Here is a 19,823-nt window from a genome sequence, read left to right as displayed (position 1 = left end):
CCCGCGATGCGGCTGCCGCGTTGGCGCGATGCGATCGCAATCGGGTCGGCCATGCACGCCAGCGTGCGCAGTCGCTTTCCATCGTGTGACGGAAAACGCCGATGCGCATGAGCACACCGCGCCCACGAGGCAGCCGCGCACTGGAAGCGCTGCATTTCAGCGTGGCCGATGTGCAGGACGGGCTGGGGCCGTTTCTCAGCGTGTTTTTGCAATCCAAGGGCTGGTCGGTGGCGGCGATCGGTACGGTGATGAGCGTGGGCGGCATCGCCGGCATGCTTGCCACAACGCCGGCCGGTGCACTGGTCGATACCACCCGGCGCAAGCGCGCCGTGGTGGTGGTCGGCTGTCTGGCGATTCTGTTGGCCACTGCACTGATCTGGCTGCGGCCGAGCTCCTCCGGTGTGGTCGCCGCACAGATCGTCTCGGCATTGGCGGCAGCCGGCATCGGCCCGGCGCTCACCGGCATCACCTTGGGGCTGGTGCATGCGCATGGGTTCGATCATCAACTGGCGCGCAATCAGGTCGCCAACCATGCCGGCAACATGCTGGCCGCACTATTGGCCGGCTGGCTGGGATGGCGTTACGGGTTCGCGGCGGTGTTCATGCTCACCGCTGCATTCGGTGTGTTGGCGATCGTGGCGGTGTGGCTGATTCCGTCGGCGGCCATCGACCATCGCGCCGCGCGTGGTCTCGGCAACACCGATGGCGCCGACGCTCTCAGCGGTTGGCGCGTCTTGCTGACCTGCCGTCCACTGGCGCTGTTGGCGGTCACGCTGGGTCTGTTCCATCTGGGCAATGCGGCGATGTTGCCGTTGTACGGCATGGCGATCGTGGCCGCGCATGCGGGCGACCCGAGTGCGCTGACGGCCACCACCATCGTGGTCGCGCAGGCCACGATGGTGGTGGTGGCGTTGTTGGCGATGCGCTGGATCCGCGTGCACGGACATTGGTGGGTGTTGCTGGTGGCATTCATGGCGTTGCCATTGCGCGCGCTGGTCGCCGCATCGTTGATCCAGGGCTGGGGCGTGTTTCCGGTGCAGATGCTCGATGGACTCGGTGCCGGCCTGCAGGCCGTGGTGGTGCCGGCGCTGGTGGCGCGTTTGCTGCAGGGCACCGGGCGGGTCAATGTCGGTCAGGGTGCAGTGATGACGGTGCAAGGTGTGGGCGCGGCGCTGAGCCCGGCATTCGGTGGCTGGCTGGCGCACGCCTTCGGCTATCGCGTCGCGTTTCTGGCGCTGGGCGCGATCGCGTTGTTGGCGGTGGCGCTGTGGGCAGGCTGCCGCGGCATGTTGCGGGCAGCGATCGATGTGCAAGCGGTGCAGTGAAACGGTGGCATGAGCGCGGCGCTCAGGCACAACATCGCAAGCAACAATCGAGTGGTGCGGATTGCGCGCAGAACCATCACCGGCGCGCGATACGCCGCTTTCCGGCAGCGATTAGCCGCCCGTCAGTTGTGCAGTCGTATCGATCATTGCGACTTACCGACCGCCGCTGAAGTCCCACTGCCGCCAGGCTTCGAACACCATGACCGCGACCGTGTTGGACAGATTGAGGCTGCGGTTGTCCGGTCGCATCGGCACCCGCAGCCGGTGCTGTGGCGGGATGGATTCCAGTACATCGGCCGGCAGGCCGCGGGTTTCCGGGCCAAACAAAAAGGCATCGCCATCTGCGAACTGCGGTGTGTCGTAACGCACGCTGCTACGCGTACTCAGTGCAAACACGCGCTTGGGCGCGATTGCGGCAAGTGCAGTGGGCAGGTCGGCATGCACCTGCAGGGTTGCGTACTCGTGATAGTCCAGGCCGGCGCGTTTGAGCTGCTTGTCGCTGAGGTCGAAGCCGAGCGGCTCGATCAGGTGCAGGCGCGCGCCGGTGTTGGCGCACAAGCGGATCACATTGCCCGTATTGGGCGGAATTTCTGGTTGAAACAGGATGACATCGAGGACGGGTGCTGACATGCGCGCAAGTGTAGCTGCGCGCGTGCTTAAAGGCCGAGGGTGGCGTTGACCAGTGCTTCCAGCTCGACCGGCGCCGGCTGCAGCTGCGGCACCGGCAGGTTGACGATGACCTGACCCATCAGCGCGCCAATGGCGGCAGCGGCCTGGCCCGAAGCGGTCTGTGCACTGGCAGCGGTGCTGCGGACCACCAGATCGGCGCGCTGTTCGGCCGAGGGGCGGACCTGGACGGTCGCCAGGGTGACGATGCGCGGGCCGGCCTGTTCGGCAGCGAGTGCGGCCAGTTGCTCGGCCGACGGACGCACCTGCACGGCGGTCAGGGTGCGGATGTCGCTGCTGCGCTCCAGTGTCTGCTGGGCGATCTGGTCGGCGGCCGGGCGAACCTGCACGGTGTCCAGCGTGGTCAGGCTGGCGGCCTGGGCGAAACCCGCCAGGGCGGTGCCGGCGAGCAGGGCGGCGGAGAGGGCGGCGGAGAGGGCGATGCGCAGGGTCTGGGTCTTCATGGTGAGGTCTCTTGGTGTGGGTGATCAGTGGTGTGGTAGTAAGGTAGTACACCGTTTCTGTATGCGCAAGAACTTTCTCGGTGCTTTTTTATTTATTCAGCTGGAAGTCATAATCAGATGGGCACACGACACGGCTGGCTACTTGCCGGTGAACTAGCAGCAAGGGGCGTGCCAGCATCAGTGCATTGATTTAAAAGGGATTTGTTGTTGGCGGCAGTGTCCGCGTCCGGACACCCGGACGCGTGCGGTGCCCGCGGACAGCGCAGCGGAGGGATCGCCAGGGCAATGGAAGTGACATTCGGTGCGCTGAATGAGGCGGTGGCCGGCACGCGGCACGCGCTGATTGCCGGCAGACAACTGCGGCACAATCCGGCTTTACCCACAGGTGTCCAAGACTTATGCGCGTGCTCATGCTGTCTGTTCTGGTTGCCGCTACCACCGCGGCCTGCACCTGGGTGCCGATCGAACAAAGCGGCAAGGGCGTCCAGGTCCTGCCCGCAGGCCCTGTGCCAGCTGGCTGTCAGCAGCAGGGCGAGGTCGTGGTGTCGGTCAAGAGCAAGGTGGGCTTCTATAACCGCAACCCGTTGCGGGTGCAGGAAGAGCTGGAGACGCTGGCACGCAACGAGGCCCCGGGTGCCAATGCCAACACGGTCCAGGCGCAAGGCCAGCCGGCCGATGGCAGCCAGCGTTTCAACGCGTTCCGCTGCCCGCCGCGCTGAACCGTTGGGCCAGGGCGAGGCCGGTTCAATTGTAAAGATGCGGTAAAAGCGGCCAGCAGCTAGACTGACGCCCCCTCGCCTGACGCCATGGCGCTATTTCGATGCTCTTCCAGAATGTCTCCATCGCGGGACTGGCGCATATTGATGCGCCGCACACGCTGACTTCCAAGGAAATCAACGAGCGCCTGCAACCGACCTACGACCGTCTCGGGATCAAGACCGACGTGTTGGGCGACGTTGCCGGTATCCATGCACGGCGCCTGTGGGACCAGGATGTCCAGGCATCGGACGCCGCCACGCTGGCCGCACGCAAGGCCCTGATCGACGCCGGCATCGGCATCGAAAAGATCGGCCTGCTGGTCAACACCTCGGTGAGCCGCGATTACCTGGAGCCGTCCACGGCCTCCATCGTGTCCGGCAACCTCGGGGTCGGCGACCACTGCGTGACCTTCGACGTGGCCAACGCCTGCCTTGCCTTCATCAACGGCATGGACATCGCCGCCCGCATGCTGGAGCGCGGCGAGATCGACTACGCGCTGGTCGTGGACGGCGAGACCGCCAACCTGGTCTATGAAAAGACGCTGGAGCGCATGACCTCGCCGGATGTCACCGAGGAAGAGTTCCGCAACGAACTCGCCGCGTTGACCCTGGGCTGCGGCGCTGCGGCCATGGTGATGGCGCGCACCGAGCTGGTGCCCGACGCGCCGCGCTACAAGGGCGGCGTGACCCGCTCGGCCACCGAGTGGAACAAGCTGTGCCGGGGTAACCTGGACCGCATGGTCACCGACACCCGGCTGCTGCTGATCGAAGGCATCAAGCTGGCACAGAAGACCTTCCTGGCCGCCAAGCAGGCGATGGGCTGGGCGGTGGATGAGCTGGACCAGTTCGTCATCCACCAGGTCAGCCGCCCGCATACCGCCTCGTTCGTGAAGTCGTTCGGCATCGACCCGGCCAAGGTCATGACCATCTTCGGCGAGCACGGCAATATCGGCCCGGCGTCGGTGCCGATCGTGCTCAGCAAGCTCAAGGAGCTGGGCCGCCTGAAGAAGGGCGACCGGATCGCGCTGATGGGCATTGGGTCGGGGCTGAATTGCTCGATGGCGGAAGTGGTTTGGTGAGTTGCACCTAGCGACGTGTTAAAAAAAATGGATTTTTAGTACACGTCATTGCATCATGTTCGCTCTTGCAACATGACCGGTGTAGGCATGGACGACACGCTGGTGTTCAACCCCGAGCATCCCTACAACGCGCTCCCGCCGCTTCCTCCGGCGGGAGACATCGAAACGCGCAGCCTGCTCAAGGACTGCATCGTTGCACGCACCGCGTTGGCCGAGCTGAAGCAGGCCACCGCGCTGTTGCCCAATCCGGCAGTGCTCATCAACACGATCCCGATCCTGGAAGCACAGGCCAGTTCGGAGATCGAAAATATCGTCACCACAACGGACGATTTGTTCCGTTATGCAGACGATCAGGAACGCGCCCAGAACCCGGCAACTAAAGAAGCCCTGCGTTACCGCAGCGCGCTCTACGAAGGGTTCCAGTCGCTGCGGCAACGACCGCTATGTACCGACACCGCCGTGGTGGTGTGCAGCCGCATCAAGGCCGTGCAGATGCAGATCCGGCGCGTGCCCGGGACTGCGCTGGCCAATGAGCAGATCCATCAGATCATCTATACCCCGCCGGTTGGCGAGGCATTGCTGCGCGACAAGCTGGCGAACTGGGAGCGCTTTATTCACGAGCACACCGACATCGATCCGCTGATCCGGATGGCGGTGGCGCACTACCAGTTCGAAGCGATCCACCCGTTCACCGATGGCAATGGGCGCACCGGGCGTGTCTTGAATCTGCTGATACTGATCGAGCAAGGGTTGCTCGATGTTCCCGTGCTGTACCTGTCGCGCTACATCATCCGCCATCGCAGCGACTACTACCGCTTGCTACTAGATGTCACACGGCATGGTCGCTGGGCCGAATGGATTCAGTACATGCTCGCAGCTGTTGCCGAGACCGCTGCATGGACGACGGCAAAGATCCAGGCAATCCGCGAATTGGAGGCGCAGGCGCGTGACCACGTGCGAGAACACGCTCCCAAGGCCTATAGCCGCGAACTCGTTGAAGTGATCTTCAATCAGCCGTACTGCCGCATCCAGAATGTGGTGGACGTGATGGGCATCACCCGGCAGACCGCTGCACGCCATCTCAAGGAACTGGTAGATATCGGCATGCTGCAAGAGCAGCGCCTAGGTAAAGAAAAATTGTTCCTGCATCCGGCGTTTCTGCACCTGCTATCCAGTGATGGGCATCAACTCCCGACTTATCGGATGCATTTGCGGGAAGCGGAATGACGCTGGCTGTGTACTCCTACATCTGCCACGCGTTGGAGATGTCGCAATGCGGCGATCACCGTGGTGCTCCTCGTCTGTACGTGCCACGTCAACATCTGCATCACGCAGCTTCTCTTGAAACGAATTGGATACCTTTGCCATGACCTACCCCGGCTATCCCTTCACTCCCAAGCGCCTTGAGGTGCGTCCCGGCATTGCGATGTCGTATCTGGACGAAGGTCCGCGCGATGGCGAGGTGGTCGTGATGCTGCACGGCAATCCGTCGTGGAGTTATCTGTGGCGGCACCTGGTGAGTGGGCTGTCGGATCGTTACCGCTGCATCGTGCCCGACCATATCGGCATGGGGCTGTCCGACAAGCCGGACGATGCGCCCGACGCGCAGCCGCGTTACGCGTACACGCTGCAGTCGCGCGTGGACGATCTGGACACGCTGTTGCGGCATTTGGGTATCAGCGGGCCGATCACGCTGGCGGTGCACGATTGGGGCGGCATGATCGGATTCGGCTGGGCGTTGTCGCATCACGCGCAGGTCAAGCGGCTGGTGATCACCAACACCGCTGCATTCCCGTTGCCGCCGGAAAAACCGATGCCGTGGCAGATCGCGATGGGCCGGCATTGGCGGCCGGGCGAGTGGTTTATCCGTACGTTCAATGCGTTTTCGTCCGGCGCTTCGTGGTTTGGCGTATCGCGGCGGATGCCGGCCGCCGTGCGTCGCGCGTATGTGGCGCCGTACAACAACTGGCGCAACCGCATCTCCACCATTCGCTTCATGCAGGACATTCCGCTGTCGCCCGCCGACCAGGCGTGGTCGCTGCTGGAACGCTCGGCGCAGGCATTGCCCTCGTTTGCCGCCCGCCCGGCTTTCATCGCTTGGGGGCTGCGCGATATCTGCTTCGACAAGCATTTCCTGGCCGGCTTCCGTCAGGCATTGCCGAATGCCGAAGTCACCGCGTTCGACGATGCCAATCACTACGTGCTGGAAGACAAGCACGAAGTGCTGGTGCCGGCGATCCGTGCGTTTTTGGAGCGCAATCCACTGTAAGCGCTGCTGGTTTACTCATGCAGGCGCGCAGCAGGCGCGGTGCAAGCTGCGCGCAAAAAGCGGATGGACAAGTGGAGAGAATCGGCCACCCAGTCGTTCTGTGGGTCGCTGCGAGTGGACGCCGCACTTACTCGCTGCGATCAGCCGTTACAGCGGCGGCAGCGGATTGCGCTGTGCGTCGTCCACGCCGAGCCAGTCGGTTTCGGTGAGCGCGTGCAGGCCGTGCGCCAATCGCGACTTGTCGCACTGCGCGCTACGCTCACCAAACTCCAGCGAGGCCGGCACGGCGGCGCAGGAGGAGGGGCGGCGGTCGTGGATGCTGCAGCGGCTGTAGCGACCGATGTCCGCGTCCAGTGCGATGCAGCGCGGCTGCGATTGCGAGGTGCCGCGCATGACGCGCTCGTGCGTGCGCAATGACTCGGTCAGCTCGATCGGCACCCTGCCGCCCAATGCGGGGTCGGCTTCGCTCCAGTGGAAGCTGACGCGGAAGTAGGCGCAGCAAGCGCCACAGGTGAGGCAGGGATGTGCCATGGAATGCCGGGCCTTGCGCGGCGAAACAACGTGGAGAGCGCGGCATTCTGACCGAACCACGCCACGATACAAGTGGCAGGCTGCGCCGGCCCTTTAGCGATTCATGCGCGTGCGCGCCTAGGAGCGACGCGCGATGAAGCGAGCAGGTTGTATGCGGGGCGCTGGCGACACCGCGCTGGGTTGGCGGAGCATGGTTTTTCGCCGTTAAGACGATCACTGGAGATCAGGGTGAATCGTTCGCGCGCATTTTTTTAAATGCGCCTTCGCCGGGCGCAGGTTACATCTGCGACGTTGCGCGTGATCCAAGCGGCCGGCACCGTCTGCGCATGGGTGATAATGCGCCAATGACAACTCTTCTCTGCAATATCGCCGCCACCCTGCCGGAACTCGCGCGCGAGCGCCCCGAGCAGATCGCCATCCGCTGCCCGGGCCGTCGCGCCGCCAACGGATTTGCTGCCTACGATGTGACCTTGAGCTATGCCGAGCTGGACGCGCGCAGCGATGCGATCGCCGCCGGGCTGGCATTGCATGGCATCGGACGTGGCGCGCGCGCGGTGGTGATGGTGCGGCCGTCGCCGGAATTCTTCTTGTTGATGTTTGCGTTGTTCAAGGCCGGTGCGGTGCCGGTACTGGTGGATCCGGGCATCGACAAGCGCGCGCTCAAGCAATGCCTGGACGAAGCGCAGCCGCAGGCGTTTATCGGTATTCCGCTGGCGCAGCTGGCGCGTCGTCTGTTGCGTTGGGCGCGCTCTGCCAAGCAGATCGTCACCGTCGGTGGCCGCTACGGCTGGGGCGGGGTGACGCTGGCGCGTGTGGAGCGCGATGGCGCCAACGCCGGCAGTCAATTGGCCGCCACCGCGCCGGACGATGTGGCCGCCATTCTGTTCACCAGCGGCTCCACCGGGGTGCCGAAGGGCGTGGTGTATCGACACCGGCATTTCGTCGGGCAGATCGAGTTGCTGCGTAATGCATTCGACATGCAGCCCGGTGGTGTGGATCTGCCGACGTTCCCGCCGTTTGCCTTGTTCGATCCGGCATTGGGGCTGACCTCGGTGATTCCGGATATGGATCCGACCCGCCCGGCCACCGCCGATCCGCGCAAGTTGCACGATGCGATCACCCGCTTCGGGGTAACGCAGTTGTTCGGCTCGCCGGCATTGATGCGCGTGCTGGCGGACCATGGCCAGCCACTGCCCAACGTGCGCCTGGCCACCTCGGCCGGTGCGCCGGTGCCGCCGGATGTGGTGGCCAAGACCCGTGCGCTGCTGCCGGCAGAGGCGCAATTCTGGACGCCGTACGGCGCCACCGAATGTCTGCCGGTGGCAGCGATCGAAGGCCGCACCCTGGACGCCACCCGCGCAGCCACCGAGGCCGGTGCCGGCACCTGTGTGGGCCACGTGGTAGCGCCCAATGAAGTGCGCATCATCGCCATCGACGATGCAGCCATTCCCGAGTGGAGCGGCGTGCGCGTGTTGGCGGTGGGCGAGGTCGGCGAGATCACCGTTGCCGGTCCCACCACCACCGATACCTACTTCAACCGCGACGCGGCCACGCGCATCGCCAAGATCCGTGAGCGCAGCAGTGATGGCAGCGAGCGCATCGTGCATCGCATGGGCGATGTGGGGTATTTCGATGCGGAAGGGCGCTTATGGTTCTGCGGCCGCAAGACCCATCGCGTAGAAACTGCAACGGGCCCGCTCTACACCGAGCAGGTGGAACCGGTGTTCAACGTGCATCCGCAGGTGCGGCGCACCGCCTTGGTCGGGGTGGGCGCAGCCGGACAGCAGCAACCGGTGCTGTGCGTGGAATTGCAGCCGGATGTTTCGGCATTGGCGTTTGCGCAAGTGGAAACCGCATTGCGTGCGTTGGGCGCTGCGCACCCGCACACTGCAGGAATCGCGCGGTTTCTGCGCCATTCCGGGTTTCCGGTGGACATCCGCCACAACGCCAAGATCGGTCGCGAAAAGCTGGCGGTCTGGGCGGCGCAGCAGTCGCACTGAGCCCAACGATGCGCGCGCGTTATCGTCTGGATGACCTGCGCATCGATGTGGCGCGTCAGCGCGTGGAGCGCGACGGTGTTGCGCTCGAGGTTGGCGGGCTGAGTTTCCGCCTGCTGCACTATTTGCTGCAGCAGGGGCAGCGGGTAGTCGATTTCGACGAGTTGATCCAGAACGTGTGGGCACCGGCGCTGGTCAACGAAGAAACCGTCACCCAGCGTGTGCGCCTGTTGCGGCAGGCACTGGGGGACGACTCGCGGCAGCCGCGCTACCTGCGCTCTGTGCGCGGGCAGGGGTATCAGCTGTGCGTGCCGGTACAGTTGGACGAAGCACCGCCTGCAGGCGCGGTGCGGCGTCGTGGAAGCTGGATCGTTGCGGCAGGCGCGCTGCTGATCTGCGTTGGCGTTGGCGCGATCTGGTGGCTGCAAACGCGCGATGCGCCACCAGCGCAGGCCGCATTGCTGCAACGTGCGGACTATTACGCCGGCATCGGCCAGCGCGACGACAACGAACGCGCCATCGGCTTGTATCGTCAACGCCTGCAGGAAGCGCCGGACGATCGACAGGCGCAGCTCGGCCTCAGCCGCGCCTACAGTGCGCGCGTGTGCCAGTACGACGGGGATGCAGCGTTTGCGCTGCAGGCCTTGCGGCTGGCCGATGCGGTTGTGGTCGTGCAACCGGGCCTTGCGGCAGCGTACGCCGCGCGTGGTTATGCGCTGGATTGCCAGGGTCGCAATGGCGATGCCTTGGCTGCCTACGAGCAGGCGTTGCAGCTGGATCCCGGTGCCGACGCGGTGCGCGGCTCGGCTGCGTATCTATACGAGCGCCAGGGAAAATTGGTGCAGGCGCTGTCGGCCAACCTGGCGGTGCGCGACCCGACGCGCGTGCGATTTTTGCCGATCCAGATCGCCAGCAATCTGAGTCTGCTCGGCTATGCGAGTGCAGCCGAGGCGCGCTACCGAAAGAATTTTCAGCTGTACCCGGACGATCCGTTCTCCAATCTGGCCTGGCCTACGTTCCTGTTCGAACACGGCCGCGCGGCCGAAGCGCAGACAGCGTTGAACGAGGCGCAGAGCCGTGGCACCGAGTACGCAGGGCTGTCGTTGCTACAGGCCGAGCTTGCGTGGCTGCGTGGTGACAAGGCGCTTGCGCGCGCAGCGGCGCTGCGTGCAGTGCAGCTTCGACCACAGGGCAGCTTCGCGCAGACGGTGGCGTGGACGCTGCAGGCGCAGCCGCCACCGGCAGTCGCGACGCTGCATGCGCGCGCGCAGGATTTGTTGGTCAGCGTGGAGCGCGGCGGCGACCCGTTCGATGCAGTCGATGCGGCGGTTCTGCTGCTGTGTGCGCATGCGCCGGACTCGGCAATGCGCGCTCTGCAGCATGCCGAAGCCGCCGGCTACCACAACGCAGGCTATCTGCGTCAGTCGCCGCTGCTGCAGCCGCTGCGTGCTTTGCCGGAGTTTACTGCGTTGCTGACACATATCGATGCCGATCTTGCTGCCCAGCGTGGGCAACTGCGTGCTCGTGATCTGTTGCCGGCAGATGCCATGTCCGAGCGGGGCTAAGACACCGCATCGATTCGTTTGGGTGCGCTTCATGCTCAAATCGCAATGCATGCGCTGTATGCCGCATAGAGCAACTGCGCTCGCTGCTCATTGCGTAGTCGTGCGGTAAGCCACTTCGGAAAATTACTACACACACTGCTAGCCGGGCGCGGCCTGCTCTGTGGTTTCTATCAGCACACGACCACGTCGGCAGGTGCGATGTCCTCACCGCTTGCGGGACCGTGTGGCGGCATGGATGCCGCCACCGAGCCCCCAGGGATGGGTTCACGGCGTGTCCTGCAAGCGGTGAGGGCATCGCGCCCTCGACCGGCTTGGCTTGGAACATTCAAGCGCCGCTGAAGCTCAGGATCTCGTTCGCCTTGAGAGATATCGAACGGTGCGGGTGCGTCGGGTGTAGAGCGCATGATCTGCGGCTTCGTTGCAGGGTCCTTGCCCGCCCACCATCGCGGGACACGCCGCAAGTACGTCCGTGTAGGCTCTTACGCGGCATCCATGCCGCGTAAGGTCCCGCGACGGTGGGCGGGCAAGGACCCGTCGAGATGGTCGGTATGCATGGTTGCGAGCGGTGCATGTAGCACAGCCGTCTGATGATGTGCTGTGATCAGCTGCGTTCGATCTGAGTGCTGTCACTGCCATTCCTGACATCACTTCACTCGTCAACGAAGGCAAGTGCAGCCAGCGGGTTGGCGCTATCGATGCAGTTTTGGAGAGCTTCTGTCAGCGCGCTTGGTTACTCTCAGGCAGCGCCTTGAGCACATAGTCGGTCAGCAACCGATGTGATTGCTGGTGCATCTGCCGGGTGTTGTAGGCACTGCGCGTGAGCACCACCACCAAGCGCTCCTCGGGCACGACGAAGACGTAGTTGCCGCCATTGCCTGACATCGCCCAGGTGTCGCGTTGCACGCCGCGCACTGGAAACAGGAAGTGCCAGAGTTGGTAGCCATAATCGGCATCGTTGCGTGCCTGCGCATGCACGCTGGTCATCGCGCGTATCCAGTTGGCGGCAATCACCTGGCGGCCTTGCCAACGTCCCTGTGCAAGCAGCAACTGTCCGAATTTGGCCAGGTCGCGGCTACGGTAACGGGTGCCGCCACCGCCCATGCCCACCCCTTCGGACGACACATTCCACTGCGCCTGATCGATCCCGAGCGGCTTTTCGAGCACCTGTGCGGAGAACGCCTGCAGCCGCTGTCCGCTGGCTTTTTCCAGCACCGCACCGAGCAGGAAGGAGCCTGCGGTGCAATACGAAAACGCGCGGCCGTGCGGGCTTTGGGCGGGCCGCTGCATCCATGGCGCGTAGCCACGGATCGGCAGATCCAGGGCGAACTGCGTCCAGTCCGCACTGACGTACATGCGCTCTTCGTTGCCGGCGGAGAAGGCGTTGTCGTCGTTGCATTCCAGTTGCGAGCTCATCGTGAGCAGGTCTTCGATGGTGATGTCGCGCTTGCGCGGATCCGGATGCTGCCATTGGCGATCGCCGAAGTAGTCGTAGACCTTGGCTTGCGCGTTGGGGATCAACTTGCGCGAGATCGCCGCACCGACCAGCAGCCCGGTGACGCTCTTGGTCAACGAGCGGGTGTCGTGCAAGGTCTGGCGATCGGCATCGCCTAGGTAGTGTTCGTAGATCAATACGCCATCGCGCACGATCAGCACGCTGGTGGTGGATGGGGCCAGATCGGCAGCCAATGCCTGTTCCATCTGCGTCAGCAGGGGCAGGTTCCAGCCGCTGGCGGCAGCCTTGGCGACCGGCCAGCCGTCATCCAGGGCAGGCGGCGTGGTGGCCGCTGGAGGCACCGCCGGTGATGCGGCAGCCGATGGACCTGGTGTGGCAATTCCCGGAGTGGCGGCTTTTGCAGAGGCGGCTCTTGGAGATGCACTAGGCGGGGCGGCATGCAGCGGGAAGATGACGAGCAGGGCGGACAACAGCAGCGACAGGCGGGTCATGGTGACTCCAGCGATCCAGGGTCCGGGCATGACGCCAGCAGTGCGAATGAACTACCTGATGTCTCGATGAAGATTTATGAAGCTCTTTGCGATCAATGGCTTGCGAAAGCCGCAGGCGCTTGCCTGTGCGCGTCGCATCGCGATAACGGTCCGGTCCGGCTATTGTGTGCGACCTGCAGGAACAATGGATGTGGCGCAATGAAGGTGCTGGTGACCGGTGGTGGTGGCTTTCTCGGCCAGGCGTTGTGCCGCGGCCTGCGCGCGCGTGGGCATGAGGTGGTGAGTTTCCAGCGCGGCGATTACCCGATTCTGCAGACCTTGGGTGTGGGCCAGATCCGTGGCGACCTGGCGGACCCGCAAGCGGTGCGGCACGCTTTTGCCGGTATCGATGCGGTCTTCCACAATGCGGCCAAGGCCGGTGCGTGGGGCAGCTACGACAGCTATCACCAGGCCAATGTGGTCGGTACGCAGAACGTGATCGACGCGTGTCGCGCCAATGGCGTGCCGCGCCTGATCTACACCTCCACACCTAGCGTCACCCATCGCGCCACCAATCCGGTGGAAGGTCTGGGCGCCGACGAAGTGCCCTACGGCGAAGACCTGCGCGCAGCGTATGCGGCCACCAAGGCGATCGCCGAGCGCGCGGTGCTGGCGGCCAACGATGCGCAGCTGGCGACGGTGGCCTTGCGTCCGCGTCTGATCTGGGGGCCGGGCGACAATCACCTGCTGCCGCGCCTGGCAGCACGGGCGCGTGCCGGGCGACTGCGCATGGTCGGCGACGGCAGCAACCTGGTGGACAGCACCTACATCGACAACGCCGCACAAGCGCACTTCGATGCGTTCGAGCATCTTGCACATGGGGCTGCCTGCGCAGGCAAGGCGTACTTCATTTCCAATGGCGAGCCCTTGCCGATGCGCGAGTTGCTCAATCGCTTGCTGGCCGCGGTGGATGCACCGGCTGTAACGCGTTCGCTGTCGTTCAAGACCGCCTACAGAATCGGTGCGGTGTGCGAGACCCTGTGGCCACTGTTGCGTCTGCCAGGCGAAGTGCCGTTGACGCGTTTTCTGGTGGAACAATTGTGCACGCCGCATTGGTACAGCATGGAACCGGCGCGCCGCGACTTTGGTTATATACCTAGTATCAGCATCGAAGAAGGCCTACAACGGCTGCGATCCTCATCTTCCAACGACATTGCCATCACCCGGTAAAGACCGCGATATCTTCAGGATACGTCTGCGCCGATTCGGCACGACAACTTCTGGAATCCTTGCCATGCTGCATTACGCCATCATCTTCTTCGTCATCGCCATCATCGCCGCTGTGCTGGGCTTCAGTGGTATCGCCGGTGCGGCGACCAACATCGCCTGGATCCTGTTTGTGGTGTTCCTGATCCTGGCAGTGATCTCGATGTTCCGTCGCGGCAAGGTTTAACCACTTAGCTGCGATACGTCACGGCAGCGGCGCTGCCGATCGACGCGAAGATGGCCCGCTTCCGCAAGGAAGCGGGCCATCTGCGTTATGAGGGCTCTACAGTTGCGTTGTGGCTGTTTTAAAGCAGTTTTTCGAGATATTGCACGTGCTGGCCGAACGACAATTCGGTGCCATGCGCGTTGTCGAGTGCAAGCAGTGCCGGATGATCGTGCAACTGCACCTCGCGCACCTGCGATGGACTCATCAGCGCGGTTCCACCGCACTACGCAGCAGTTGATCATCATCGTGCCGTTGCAACGCCAGCTCGATCAACTGCGTGATCAAACGCCGATAGTCCAGCCCGCTTGCCTGCCATAGCTTGGGATACATGCTGATCCGGGTGAAACCCGGCAGCGTGTTGACCTCGTTGATCACGATGCGGCCATCTGCGCAGAGAAACACGTCCACACGCGCCATGCCGGCGCAGTCCAGCGCCTGATACGCCTGCACGGCAATCTGCTGGATGCGCTGCTGCGTCTGCGCATTGATGTCGGCCGGAATCACGATCTCGGCGCCGTGTTCGCTGATGTACTTGGTCTGGTAAGAGTAAAACGCGTCGTGCACCACCACTTCACCGCATACGCTGGCCTGCGGCGTGGCATTGCCCAGTACGGCGCATTCGATCTCGCGCCCGGTAATTGCTGCTTCCACCAGCACCTTGTGGTCGTATGCCAGTGCCAACGCGAGCGCATCTGAAAACGCATCAGCACTGCGCACCTGGCTGACGCCGACCGACGAGCCTTGATTGGCCGGTTTGACGAACAACGGCAAACCGAACTGCGCAACCAACGCATGCACGTCGGCGTGTGCGGCGGTGTGGCGGTGTGGCGGTTGAAACACACGAATGGCGCCACCTCCAGCCCGGCATCGCGCAGCACACGTTTTGCCATGTCTTTGTCCATCGCCACTGCCGAGCCGAGCACGCCGGAGCCCACGAAGGGCAGATTGGCCATGCGCAACAACCCTTGCAGCGAGCCGTCTTCGCCCAGCGTGCCGTGCACGATCGGAAACACCACATCGATCTGCGCCAGCGCCTGCTCCGGCTGGGTCGGACGCAATTGCTGCTGGTGCGCACCCGGCAGCAGCGCCACGCCGCGACCGCTGCGATGCAAGGCGATGCGCGCCGGGTCGTCGGCATTGAGCAGGAAACTGTCGGGGTCGTTGACGTGCCACTGGCCCTGCTTGTCGATGCCGATCAGCACCGGCTCGAAGCGCTGCGGATCCAGCGCATCCAGAATGTTGCGCGCCGATTGCAGCGAGACCTCGTGCTCGGCCGATTTGCCGCCGAAGATGAGACCGACCCGGATCTTGCGCATCGCCTGCTCCTGCCACCTGTTCAATGAGGTCGCCAGCATGCCCGCGGCCGGCGCGCTGAAGGAAGTCCTCCATGACCGATGCAAGCGGCCTTGCCACCAAGGCGAGCTGTCATGACCGCCGCGTCCGCCTCCGGCATGCACTCGCCAGCTCACCATCAAGCAGTTGCGACATGCGGGGACGGTAGAATGGGCCCATGCCCGGATCACTGCTCAACTCACTCAAGCCGCTCGCCGGCCAGGCCCTGCAAGCCGCGCTCAATCGCGCGCTGGCGCTGGACCCGGATACCCGCGATGCCCTGTTGCCGCTGGAAGGCCAGCGCATCGCGCTGACCCTGGACGCGCCTGCCTTGGCGCTGCAGATCCGCGTGCACGAGCGTCGGCTGCTGGTCGGCCCGGTGGACCAAACGCAGGAGCCAGACCTCGCCGTGCGCAGCACCCTGGCCGGCCTGCTCGGCCAGCTGCCGTTTCTGGCCAATGCGCGCCGTAGCGGCGCCCCGGCGGGCCGGCTCAAGGTCTCCGGCGATGCCGAACTGGCGCGCCAGCTGCAACAACTGGCAGGGCGGTTCGATCCGGATTGGCAACTGCCGTTCGTGGCGGTGTTCGGCGACATCCTGGGCGTGCAGATCGCCGGCGCGGTGCGTGCAGCGCTGCAGCAGGCGCGCCGCAGTGCAGTGGATCTGGCGCATAGCGCGGCCGAATTCGTCACCGAAGAATCGCGCGATGTAGTGCCACGCGCCGAACTCGAAGCCTTTCACGACGATGTCGACGAACTGCGCGACGACGTCGAACGTCTGGCCGCACGCGTCACCCGTCTGCGTGCTGCCGGAGGTGCGACATGAGGGCGCTGCTGCGGGCCAGCCGCATCGGCCGGGTGATCCTGCGCTATCGGCTGGACGTCTTGCTGCAAGGCACGCCGGCCGAGCGTTGGCTGCGCCTGGCCAAGCCGTTCGTGCCGCGTGCCAGCGCCGAGATCGCCGCGCAATCGCGCGGTGCGCGCCTGCGCCTGGCGCTGCAGGAACTGGGGCCGATCTTCGTCAAGTTCGGGCAGATCCTGTCGACCCGGCGCGACCTGATTCCGGCCGACGTCGCTGACGAATTGACCCTGCTGCAGGACCGGGTCAAACCGTTCGATGGCGACGTTGCGCGGCTGATCGTGGAGCGCGCGCTGGGCCTGCCGGTGAGCGTGGCATTCGCCGCATTCGACACCGTGCCGCTGGCCTCGGCCTCGATCGCGCAGGTGCATGCGGCCACGTTGCCGCCGGATGCCAACGGCGTGCGCCGCGAAGTGGTGGTCAAGGTGCTGCGCCCGGACATCGAGCGGCAGATCGACGCCGATATCGCGCTGCTGCATTCGCTGGCCACCCTGGTCGAGCGCACCCACCCGCGCGCGGACAAGATCCGCCCGCGCGAAGTGGTGGCCGAGATCGAAGCCACCTTGTCGGCCGAACTCGATCTGCAACGCGAAGGCGCCAACGCCAGCGTGCTGCGCCGCTTCTGGGAAGGCTCGGACGATCTGTATGTGCCCGAGGTGATCTGGTCGCACACCGCCGAGCGTGCGCTCACGCTGGAGCGCGTGTACGGCATTCCCTCCGACGACATCGCCAAGCTCGATGCGGCCGGTATCGACCGCAAGGCGCTGGCGGCCAAGGGCGTGCGCGTGTTCTACACGCAGGTGTTCCGCGACAATTTCTTTCATGCCGATGCGCACGCCGGCAACATCTGGGTCGACTCGGACCCGGAGCGCCGGCTCAATCCGCGTTTCATCGCGCTGGATTTCGGCATCATGGGCCAGCTCTCGCAGGAAGATCAGTACTATCTGGCCGAGAACTTCATGGCGATCTTCCACAAGGATTATCGCCGCATGGCCGAGCTGCACGTGGAGGCGGGCTGGATGCCCGACAACGTGCGCATCGACGAACTGGAAGCGGCCGCGCGCTCGGTGTGCGAGCCCTACTTCACCCGGCCGTTGTCGGAGATTTCGCTGGCCGAAGTGCTGATCAAATTGTTCCGCGTTGCGCAGCGCTACGAATTGACGCTGCAGCCGCAGCTGATCCTGTTACAGAAGACCTTGCTCAACATCGAAGGCGTGGGCCGCCAGCTCGACCCCAGGCTGGATATCTGGGCAGTGGCGCGGCCGGTGCTCGAACGCATCCTGCGCGAGCGTTACAGCCCGCGCCGCGTGCTGGGCGAGTTGCGCAAGCGGCTGCCGGAAATCATGACCCACGCGCCGGACATGCCGCGCCTGGTACACAGCTGGTTGAAGCAGCAGGTGGAAGGCCGCCATCAGCTCGATATCCGCTCGGCCGAGTTGCGCGCGCTGGATGTGAGCCTGCGCAAGTTGCAGACGCGCGTGGTCACTGCGATCACGGGCAGCGGCCTGCTGGTGGTCGCCGCCGTGCTGTATGGCCTGCATCCGAATGGCTGGTATCTGGGCACGGTGCCGGTGTGGAGCTGGGTCAGCGGCACGGCCGGTTCGGTCGCTTTGCTGGTCGCCTGGCTGCGGCGCTGACACATTGCGATAGGTGGCCCGCTGCATTCGGCTGCATTTCGGCAGTGCCTGCAGCGGGGCACCAGCGCGGCCCTCGAGTCGTGGCGCGGCAACGCAGTGGCATGCGGTGACAGCGATGCGGATAATCCGCCGGTGAGCATATCGACCGACCCGTTGCAGATTCTCCACCAGGACGATGTCCTGGCCGTCGTCAATAAACCTGCGGGCCTGATGGTCCACGACAGCAAGCTGGCGCGCGGGGAGGACGACTTTCTGGCCGACCGCCTGCGCGAGCAGCTGGGCCGGCCAATCTTTCTGGTGCACCGGCTCGATCGCGCCACCAGCGGTTGCCTGTTGCTTGCGTTCGATCGCGAGAGCGCCAGCGCGTTGGGCAAGGCCTTGATGGCCGGCGAATTGGAGAAGGACTATCTGACGGTGTGCCGCGGCTGGCCGGCCGAGGAGCGCTTCATCGTCGATCACGATCTGGACGGTGGCCCCGGCAAGCCGGTCAAGAAGCCGGCGGTGACCCATTTCCAGCGGCTGGCCACCGGCGAGCTGGAGATTCCCTCCACCGGCTTTGCCACCTCGCGGTATGCGCTGCTGCGCTGCCAGCCGCAGACCGGGCGTTTTCGGCAGATTCGAAGGCACATGAAGCACCTGTCGCATCACATGATCGGCGACACCAGTCACGGCGATGGCCGGCATAACCGGAGTTTTCGCATGCTTGGGATCCACCGCATGCTGCTGCATGCCGAGCGCTTGGGGTTTCCGCATCCGGCCGACGGGCGGCGTCTCAGCGTGGTGGCGCCGCTGGATGTGGAGTTCGCGAAAGCGTGTGCGTTGTTCGGGTGGGACGTGGCGGGGTTGCAAGGCACGACACACGTGCAGTGATGCGGCGTGGTCATGGATGTGTCAGTGCATCAACGTCGATCTGTCAGTGCACCAACGTCGAGCGGCAACGTTTTCAGGCAGCCGTACCCTCACCCCAACCCCTCTCCCGACGGGAGAGGTGCGACTGCTGTCCTTCTCCCCTCGGGAGAAGGTGCCCCGTAGGGGCGGATGAGGGTGCGAGCGAAGCCTGGTGGAGTTTGGATGCACGCGCGGCTTCGCCTCTTACCCTCATCACCCAACCCCCTCTCCCGCAGGAAAGGCGCTAAAGCAGGCGTCTCTCGCTGGCAGGAAAGTTGGGCGCTGCTGTCCTCGTCGGCGCAATCAATCCCACAGACGCAACCGTCGGGATCACGCTGTTACGACTCCCCAATCCCCGATCCCCAATCCCCGATCCCCAATCCCCAATCCCCAATCCCCAATCCCCAATCCCAGCCCTTCAGGGCTTCTGCGCCGCCGCCGGCTCGTTGACGATCTTCTCCAGATCCTTCTGCAGGTCGGCAAACAGCGGCAGCATCTTCTGCTGGATCGCGCCCATCAGGTTCTGGGTCAGTGCCGGGGTCTTGTCGAGCAGGCTCTGGCCGGCCGAGCTCTCATAGAACTCGGCCATGGCCAGCACGTCCTCGCGCGAAAACGAGCGCTTGTAAATGTCCACATACATCGGGCGCAGTTCCGACCACGACAGCGCCTTGCGCACGGTCTGGCGGGTGCGCTCCTGGATGCGCTGCAGCTGCGCCTGTTGGGCGGCGTCGAGCTGGCGTTGGGCGGTGAGCTGGGCGAATTGCTGCTGCTGCATCGCTTCGATCTGCGGCAGCATCGTGTCCAGCATGGTCTGCGCGCGTGAGGCGGCCAGCAATCGGTTGACGTCGGCATCGCTGGGCGCCTGCGCGAACGCGGCGGGCGTGGTGAGTGCCAGCGCGGCCAGCACGATCAGACGGCGCGCGAAGGCGCGGACGGTGGCAACGGAACGGGGTGGTGTCATCGGAGCATCCTGCAAACTGGGGACCGGCCGCAGCATACGGGAGCCGGCGTTCGCGCGCGCGTCCACGCCGCTGCCGATAC

18 protein-coding genes and 1 pseudogene are annotated in these 19,823 nt (G+C 64.6%); 12 read left to right on the top strand and 7 right to left on the bottom strand.

The genetic code is table 11. The features are described from left to right. Positions 1–101 precede the first annotated feature (101 nt). The gene (locus NYR97_RS06935) at positions 102–1,325 is read left to right on the top strand and encodes an MFS transporter (RefSeq protein ID WP_316697229.1); all 1,224 of its coding nucleotides are present in this window, start codon (positions 102–104) and stop codon (positions 1,323–1,325) included. Between the two features lie 153 nt (positions 1,326–1,478). On the opposite strand, the gene NYR97_RS06930 is transcribed toward NYR97_RS06935, so the two are convergent. After that, entirely contained in the window at positions 1,479–1,955 is a 477-nt protein-coding gene (locus NYR97_RS06930; RefSeq protein ID WP_168958623.1) for a tRNA (cytidine(34)-2'-O)-methyltransferase, read from the bottom strand. 26 nt (positions 1,956–1,981) lie between these two features. After that, positions 1,982–2,455, bottom strand: coding sequence for an XAC0231 family protein (locus NYR97_RS06925; protein WP_316697228.1), 474 nt, complete (start codon positions 2,453–2,455; stop codon positions 1,982–1,984). Positions 2,456–2,853: 398 nt separating this feature from the next. On the opposite strand from NYR97_RS06925, the gene NYR97_RS06920 reads away from it, so the two are divergent. The 4 genes from NYR97_RS06920 (at position 2,854) to NYR97_RS06905 (ending at position 6,561) form a co-directional block, all read left to right on the top strand. Then, positions 2,854–3,174 carry a DUF4156 domain-containing protein gene (locus NYR97_RS06920; protein ID WP_023902137.1) on the top strand — a complete coding sequence of 107 codons (321 nt, stop codon included), beginning with the start codon at positions 2,854–2,856 and terminating at the stop codon, positions 3,172–3,174. 101 nt (positions 3,175–3,275) lie between these two features. Then, positions 3,276–4,292: a 3-oxoacyl-ACP synthase III gene (locus NYR97_RS06915; protein WP_023902138.1), complete on the top strand. Its 1,017-nt coding sequence runs from the start codon at positions 3,276–3,278 to the stop codon at positions 4,290–4,292. 87 nt (positions 4,293–4,379) lie between these two features. Continuing rightward, positions 4,380–5,519, top strand: coding sequence for a protein adenylyltransferase Fic (gene fic / locus NYR97_RS06910; protein WP_316697227.1), 1,140 nt, complete (start codon positions 4,380–4,382; stop codon positions 5,517–5,519). A gap of 139 nt (positions 5,520–5,658) precedes the next feature. Beyond that, a complete protein-coding gene (locus NYR97_RS06905; RefSeq protein WP_316697226.1) occupies positions 5,659–6,561 on the top strand; it encodes an alpha/beta fold hydrolase in 903 nt (300 codons plus the stop codon). A gap of 147 nt (positions 6,562–6,708) precedes the next feature. On the opposite strand, the gene NYR97_RS06900 is transcribed toward NYR97_RS06905, so the two are convergent. After that, on the bottom strand, positions 6,709–7,092 hold the full coding sequence (locus NYR97_RS06900; protein WP_316697225.1) for a YkgJ family cysteine cluster protein: 384 nt from the start codon (positions 7,090–7,092) through the stop codon (positions 6,709–6,711). Positions 7,093–7,436: 344 nt separating this feature from the next. Here NYR97_RS06900 and oleC point away from each other — a divergent pair, with 344 nt between their 5' ends. Then, on the top strand, positions 7,437–9,092 hold the full coding sequence (gene oleC / locus NYR97_RS06895; protein ID WP_316697224.1) for an olefin beta-lactone synthetase: 1,656 nt from the start codon (positions 7,437–7,439) through the stop codon (positions 9,090–9,092). Between the two features lie 8 nt (positions 9,093–9,100). Beyond that, entirely contained in the window at positions 9,101–10,654 is a 1,554-nt protein-coding gene (locus NYR97_RS06890; RefSeq protein ID WP_316697222.1) for a winged helix-turn-helix domain-containing protein, read from the top strand. Positions 10,655–11,371: 717 nt separating this feature from the next. On the opposite strand, the gene NYR97_RS06885 is transcribed toward NYR97_RS06890, so the two are convergent. After that, on the bottom strand, positions 11,372–12,352 hold the full coding sequence (locus tag NYR97_RS06885) for a serine hydrolase domain-containing protein (protein ID WP_316698073.1): 981 nt from the start codon (positions 12,350–12,352) through the stop codon (positions 11,372–11,374). Between the two features lie 444 nt (positions 12,353–12,796). On the opposite strand from NYR97_RS06885, the gene oleD reads away from it, so the two are divergent. Together oleD and NYR97_RS06875 are read left to right on the top strand one after the other, a co-directional pair. Then, positions 12,797–13,807 (top strand): 2-alkyl-3-oxoalkanoate reductase, encoded by a 1,011-nt coding sequence (gene oleD / locus NYR97_RS06880; RefSeq protein ID WP_006449829.1) that lies wholly within the window; start codon positions 12,797–12,799, stop codon positions 13,805–13,807. A 64-nt stretch (positions 13,808–13,871) separates the two neighbouring features. After that, on the top strand, positions 13,872–14,030 hold the full coding sequence (locus tag NYR97_RS06875) for a DUF1328 domain-containing protein (protein WP_003468167.1): 159 nt from the start codon (positions 13,872–13,874) through the stop codon (positions 14,028–14,030). Positions 14,031–14,148: 118 nt separating this feature from the next. On the opposite strand, the gene NYR97_RS06870 is transcribed toward NYR97_RS06875, so the two are convergent. Together NYR97_RS06870 and ddlA are read right to left on the bottom strand one after the other, a co-directional pair. Next, a complete protein-coding gene (locus NYR97_RS06870; RefSeq protein WP_275415011.1) occupies positions 14,149–14,274 on the bottom strand; it encodes a hypothetical protein in 126 nt (41 codons plus the stop codon). Next, positions 14,274–15,385, bottom strand: a pseudogene (gene ddlA / locus NYR97_RS06865) (D-alanine--D-alanine ligase). The gene NYR97_RS06870 and the pseudogene ddlA overlap by 1 nt, the downstream one beginning before the upstream one ends. Positions 15,386–15,579: 194 nt before the next feature. Here ddlA and NYR97_RS06860 point away from each other — a divergent pair. The 3 genes from NYR97_RS06860 (at position 15,580) to NYR97_RS06850 (ending at position 18,764) form a co-directional block, all read left to right on the top strand. After that, positions 15,580–16,224, top strand: coding sequence for a ubiquinone biosynthesis accessory factor UbiJ (locus tag NYR97_RS06860; RefSeq protein WP_205393285.1), 645 nt, complete (start codon positions 15,580–15,582; stop codon positions 16,222–16,224). After that, complete coding sequence (gene ubiB, locus NYR97_RS06855; protein ID WP_316697220.1) at positions 16,221–17,894, top strand: ubiquinone biosynthesis regulatory protein kinase UbiB; 1,674 nt, start codon at positions 16,221–16,223, stop codon at positions 17,892–17,894. The genes NYR97_RS06860 and ubiB overlap by 4 nt, the downstream gene beginning before the upstream one ends. A 96-nt stretch (positions 17,895–17,990) precedes the next feature. Continuing rightward, positions 17,991–18,764, top strand: coding sequence for a pseudouridine synthase (locus NYR97_RS06850; protein WP_316697218.1), 774 nt, complete (start codon positions 17,991–17,993; stop codon positions 18,762–18,764). 436 nt (positions 18,765–19,200) lie between these two features. Here NYR97_RS06850 and NYR97_RS06845 read toward each other — a convergent pair whose 3' ends face one another. After that, entirely contained in the window at positions 19,201–19,779 is a 579-nt protein-coding gene (locus NYR97_RS06845) for a DUF2059 domain-containing protein (RefSeq protein WP_205393288.1), read from the bottom strand. Positions 19,780–19,823 lie beyond the last annotated feature (44 nt).

The sequence above is a fragment of the Xanthomonas hydrangeae genome (assembly GCF_032697525.1).
Lineage (GTDB): Bacteria > Pseudomonadota > Gammaproteobacteria > Xanthomonadales > Xanthomonadaceae > Xanthomonas > Xanthomonas hydrangeae.
Note: the sequence above shows the minus strand (reverse complement) of the source record. Positions and strands in the feature narration are given on the sequence as shown.

Coding starts and splice junctions, on each gene's coding strand:
- NYR97_RS06875 (WP_003468167.1), top strand. CDS start 13,872: ATGCTGCATTACGCCATCATCTTCTTCGTCATCGCCATCATCGCCGCT.
- NYR97_RS06860 (WP_205393285.1), top strand. CDS start 15,580: ATGCCCGGATCACTGCTCAACTCACTCAAGCCGCTCGCCGGCCAGGCC.
- NYR97_RS06900 (WP_316697225.1), bottom strand. CDS start 7,092: ATGGCACATCCCTGCCTCACCTGTGGCGCTTGCTGCGCCTACTTCCGC.
- NYR97_RS06920 (WP_023902137.1), top strand. CDS start 2,854: ATGCGCGTGCTCATGCTGTCTGTTCTGGTTGCCGCTACCACCGCGGCC.
- NYR97_RS06925 (WP_316697228.1), bottom strand. CDS start 2,455: ATGAAGACCCAGACCCTGCGCATCGCCCTCTCCGCCGCCCTCTCCGCC.
- NYR97_RS06845 (WP_205393288.1), bottom strand. CDS start 19,779: ATGCTGCGGCCGGTCCCCAGTTTGCAGGATGCTCCGATGACACCACCC.
- NYR97_RS06935 (WP_316697229.1), top strand. CDS start 102: ATGCGCATGAGCACACCGCGCCCACGAGGCAGCCGCGCACTGGAAGCG.
- NYR97_RS06930 (WP_168958623.1), bottom strand. CDS start 1,955: ATGTCAGCACCCGTCCTCGATGTCATCCTGTTTCAACCAGAAATTCCG.
- NYR97_RS06905 (WP_316697226.1), top strand. CDS start 5,659: ATGACCTACCCCGGCTATCCCTTCACTCCCAAGCGCCTTGAGGTGCGT.
- ubiB (WP_316697220.1), top strand. CDS start 16,221: ATGAGGGCGCTGCTGCGGGCCAGCCGCATCGGCCGGGTGATCCTGCGC.
- oleC (WP_316697224.1), top strand. CDS start 7,437: ATGACAACTCTTCTCTGCAATATCGCCGCCACCCTGCCGGAACTCGCG.
- oleD (WP_006449829.1), top strand. CDS start 12,797: ATGAAGGTGCTGGTGACCGGTGGTGGTGGCTTTCTCGGCCAGGCGTTG.
- fic (WP_316697227.1), top strand. CDS start 4,380: ATGGACGACACGCTGGTGTTCAACCCCGAGCATCCCTACAACGCGCTC.
- NYR97_RS06890 (WP_316697222.1), top strand. CDS start 9,101: ATGCGCGCGCGTTATCGTCTGGATGACCTGCGCATCGATGTGGCGCGT.
- NYR97_RS06885 (WP_316698073.1), bottom strand. CDS start 12,352: ATGGAACAGGCATTGGCTGCCGATCTGGCCCCATCCACCACCAGCGTG.
- NYR97_RS06870 (WP_275415011.1), bottom strand. CDS start 14,274: ATGAGTCCATCGCAGGTGCGCGAGGTGCAGTTGCACGATCATCCGGCA.
- NYR97_RS06915 (WP_023902138.1), top strand. CDS start 3,276: ATGCTCTTCCAGAATGTCTCCATCGCGGGACTGGCGCATATTGATGCG.